Origin of the sequence: Paenibacillus naphthalenovorans, from assembly GCF_900099895.1 — a bacterium.
Lineage (GTDB): Bacteria > Bacillota > Bacilli > Paenibacillales > NBRC-103111 > Paenibacillus_G > Paenibacillus_G naphthalenovorans.
The window spans coordinates 1-1,617 of the sequence record NZ_FNDY01000086.1; the positions used below are offsets into that span (position 1 = coordinate 1).

Below are 1,617 nucleotides of genomic sequence, written 5' to 3' on the forward strand. Positions count from 1 at the left end.
CTGGATTGATCCGCCCGGAATTCGATATATGCCACGAAAAGCGCCTTCACCTCCTCCGGGTAATGCGGAAGCAATTGCTCATAGAACGATTCAATTCGGTAAGGTGCCTTGCGGACATGTTCCAAAAGCCGTGCGAACATCTCCTCTTCCACCAGAATTTGGGTATACGTATGCTCTCCCCTCGGGCTCTGCTCCAATTGATCTAACATATCTTGCAGATACAAGGACCATTCTCCCTCATCCGAAAATGTATCCTTCACAGACCGGTAATAATCATATTCTCCGTTCATGATCAGCTCCATCCCGAGTTTCCGCTGCTGTTCGACTTGTCCTGTGCGATGGTATGCCTCATACCGATATTTCTTCCAGCGATAGACGAGCCCCGGCAGCCCCTGATCTTGAGCTTCCCCGGCCTCCGCCAATCGGATCGCTTCCTCGGCATCGCCTTGCTCAAGCGCCGCACGAATCGCAATCTCCCGGATTTCCGGGAAATGCAGATGTCTATACAAATAAGCTTTCGCCTGTTCTTCATCTGAACGTTCCAATATTTGACCATATCGGAGCACAGCCACCCGCTCGTCTGCGTACCTCTTCGACCAATTGCTCCCGGACATATGACCCAGGAGCGAATCCGCCGCATCATCCCATTGATGTTGCATCTCTTCCGACTCGATCAGCGCGCCCGCCGCCTCGAGGAGCGCGAGCTGCCAATCCGGCCACCCGTCATAATAAGGTTGATGTATCTCCTCCAACAACCGACGGAAAATCTTCATGCGTTCTTCCGCCGGAATATGATGGCGATCCTGAACCAGCTTGAAGATCGATTCCAGACAGCTTTCGATCACGATCCCGACTCCACCGTCCGAATCGTCGGCGGACTGCAATAATTCAATCATCTCTTCGATGACGCAAAACAGAATCGCCAGCCCGTGCAACCATCCCCCTTCATCGAAGGCGGCGAGAGCCTTTTCAGCGACGATCTCCGCACCTTCCACCGCGCGGCTTACGTTCCGCCAAGACACAAAGCCATGATCATCCGAATATGTGTCAATGTAGGATCGAATCAACCGTCGGCAGGCGTCCAACTCCTGATCCGCGCCCCTTTTCGACAAATGAATTCTAATGCGCTCTTCCGCGGTATATGAATCCGATGCAATCGAGAGCAGCAATTCGATTAATTTCTCCTTGCTCTCTGCTTCCAACAGTTGCCGGAGAGAAGGCTCCGGTGAAGATGCCCCGTCTGCTTCTCTATTCTTAAGCTCGAGGAATACGGCGACTTGATGCTTGCATACCGGCCCGAAATCGTACGGACAATCGCATTCCGATTCCATTATGTTGTTCTCGTTGTCTAGCCTTACATAAACCTCATAATCCTCGTACCCGCGCACAACCGCAGTGTACTTTTCATCGGCAATGGACTTCAAGGAAATTACCCGTCCTTCGGACGCGTATTCCTTCCCTCTGTGTACAACTGCAGGATCTATGTATCTGGAAAAATCGGATAAATTCAAGAGGACCACCCCCTTTGGATGCTTCTTTCCATCTTGGAATTCCAATAGTCGATGAACACCTGATAAGATCGCACCGTGGTAAAGAAGGGAATATGTTGGTCTGCCG

At 51.4% G+C, this 1,617-nt stretch carries 1 protein-coding gene; it reads right to left on the reverse strand.

Going from position 1 to position 1,617, the window contains the following annotated elements; genetic code table 11:
• On the reverse strand, positions 1-1,511 hold a 1,511-nt coding region (locus BLT35_RS26050; protein ID WP_074730240.1), incomplete at its 3' end, for an SWIM zinc finger family protein.
• Positions 1,512-1,617: the final 106 nt, after the last annotated feature.